The 1,891-nt window shown below is 50.9% G+C and carries 2 protein-coding genes and 1 tRNA gene; 2 read left to right on the top strand and 1 reads right to left on the bottom strand.

All coding sequences use genetic code 11. The features are described from left to right. Window positions 1-7 precede the first annotated feature (7 nt). Both BM025_RS18810 and BM025_RS18815 read left to right on the top strand, forming a co-directional pair. Window positions 8-95: transfer RNA gene (locus BM025_RS18810), tRNA-Ser, on the top strand. Between the two features lie 131 nt (window positions 96-226). Continuing rightward, on the top strand, window positions 227-1,486 hold the full coding sequence (locus tag BM025_RS18815) for a site-specific integrase (RefSeq protein WP_085848907.1): 1,260 nt from the start codon (window positions 227-229) through the stop codon (window positions 1,484-1,486). 105 nt (window positions 1,487-1,591) lie between these two features. Here BM025_RS18815 and BM025_RS18820 read toward each other — a convergent pair whose 3' ends face one another. Then, window positions 1,592-1,786 (bottom strand): hypothetical protein, encoded by a 195-nt coding sequence (locus tag BM025_RS18820; RefSeq protein ID WP_085848910.1) that lies wholly within the window; start codon window positions 1,784-1,786, stop codon window positions 1,592-1,594. Between the last annotated feature and the right edge of the window lie 105 nt (window positions 1,787-1,891).

Genomic DNA, 1,891 nt, shown 5'->3' on the forward strand with positions numbered 1-1,891 from the left:
GGTCAGCGGAGACGTGGCCGAGTGGTCGAAGGCGCTCCCCTGCTAAGGGAGTAACGTGCAAGCGTTCGAGGGTTCGAATCCCTTCGTCTCCGCCATTTTGGCTTATATATATTGTTTAAAAACAATGACTTAAAGATTTAGTGCCTTTAGGCGACCTAAATCTGCATAACAAACTGCATAACATTACCATCTTGCGTGCTATGTTTTCTGCGGCTATCCGTGTTTCATGGCACTCATTCGTCGCGGGAAAAAATGGTATTTTGTAAAGCGAGTTCCAAAGGAATTCGCCAGCTTTGATACGCGCAAGATCGTCCAAACTTCTCTAAAGACTGACAGCGAATCAGAGGCTTTGCGTCTGGTTGTTGATGTCGAGGCCGCGCTTCAAAACTACTGGGTTGCCCTAAGCATGGGGAGCACTGACACTGAGCGCTATAAAGCGTTGGTTGCGGTTGCCGCCCAAAAGGGACACTCATATAGGCCTTTGAAAGAGATTTATAAGTCAGGTGGCGTTGAAGATCTTTTAGAACGCTTGGGGAGTCTGTCAGACGACGAAGTGCTGGACGGCGTCTCTCTTGAGGCTGTCGCGGGCAAAGACAAGCGGCCCAGTGTTCAGCTTTCCGCGCTTCCCGAAATGTTTTTCGATGTTGAAAAAACGGCCACTCTTGGAAAGAGCGCTGACCAATTGCGGCGCTGGAAAAATCCGCGCATTAAGGCCTTTGCCAACCTGGTAAAAGTGGTCGGCAATAAAGACATAAACAAGATTTCACGCGACGATGCTTTGCGGTTTCGCGATTGGTGGCAGGATAAAATTCTGCGCGACAACGTATCCGCAAACTCGGCCAACAAGGATTTGTCGTACATCAATTCGACACTCAAACTTGTGATTGATCGCGAACGTCTCGAAATAGAAAACCCGTTTTCAGGACTGAAGTTCAAAGAGATCAAAAAACACCGCCCGCCATTTTCGCCAGCGTGGATTCAAAAGCACTTCACGGTTGAGGGGTTGGTAGGCCTAAATGCGCAAGCGCGAGACATTTTGTTGACCATGATCAACACAGGCTGCCGACCTAGCGAGATTTGTGGACTGCACGCTGACGACATAAAATTATCGGCGGATGTTGCGCATATCATCATTCGAGGCAACGCGTTGCGCGCCCTTAAGACGCATAGCTCTGAGCGCCTGGTGCCGCTGTGTGGCATATCTTTGGAGGCAATGCGTCGGAACCCAAGTGGCTTTCCCAACTATGCGGGCCGTGACAAGTTCTCTGATACGGTGAACAAGTTTTTGCGGTCTAATGATTTATTAGAAACAGCCGGCCACTCTGCCTATTCGCTGCGCCATAGTTTTGAGGATCGTATGCTGGCCCTGAACGTGCCTGATCGTCTGGCCGCCGATTTGATGGGCCATGCGGTCAAGCGCGAGCGCTACGGCGTGGGGCCTTCTTTGGCGCAGCTGGCTGACGTGGTTCGCCGCCTCTCATTCTGATTTCATATTCCAAAATGGCAAGAAGCTCTGGCCACGCAGCATAATAGATGCGGGCGTATTGTGCTTGGATGCGCTCTAGGGAAATGGATGGATCAAACGAGCTCATTACTGCGGGTCATTCCTTGTTTCCCAAGGTGCCTTAGGTAGTGTAATCAGCGCTTTTTCGTCGACGGCGCTGTTGCCTGTCGCGAACACTTGCTGGACTGTTTTTACATCGATGCCGGCGCGACTGCCTGTTGGCGATGCCGGTTTTTGAGAGTGCAAGCCGGGGCGGGCAATACACTGTAATGTTTTACTCATGACCGTTCTCCATAAATCTCTGCTTACCTGTGGCCTTCATCTCCATCGCTGGCCCCTGTTTCCAAGGTCCAGAAAAAGAGATCACGCTTCCGGCGTGCCTTTAAA

Origin of the sequence: Pacificibacter marinus (assembly GCF_900109555.1) — a bacterium.
Taxonomy (GTDB): Bacteria; Pseudomonadota; Alphaproteobacteria; order Rhodobacterales; family Rhodobacteraceae; genus Celeribacter; species Celeribacter marinus_C.

Bases quoted from the DNA above. Each gene is read 5' to 3' on its own strand.
- BM025_RS18815 (WP_085848907.1), top strand. From the start codon at position 227: ATGGCACTCATTCGTCGCGGGAAAAAATGGTATTTTGTAAAGCGAGTT.
- BM025_RS18820 (WP_085848910.1), bottom strand. From the start codon at position 1,786: ATGAGTAAAACATTACAGTGTATTGCCCGCCCCGGCTTGCACTCTCAA.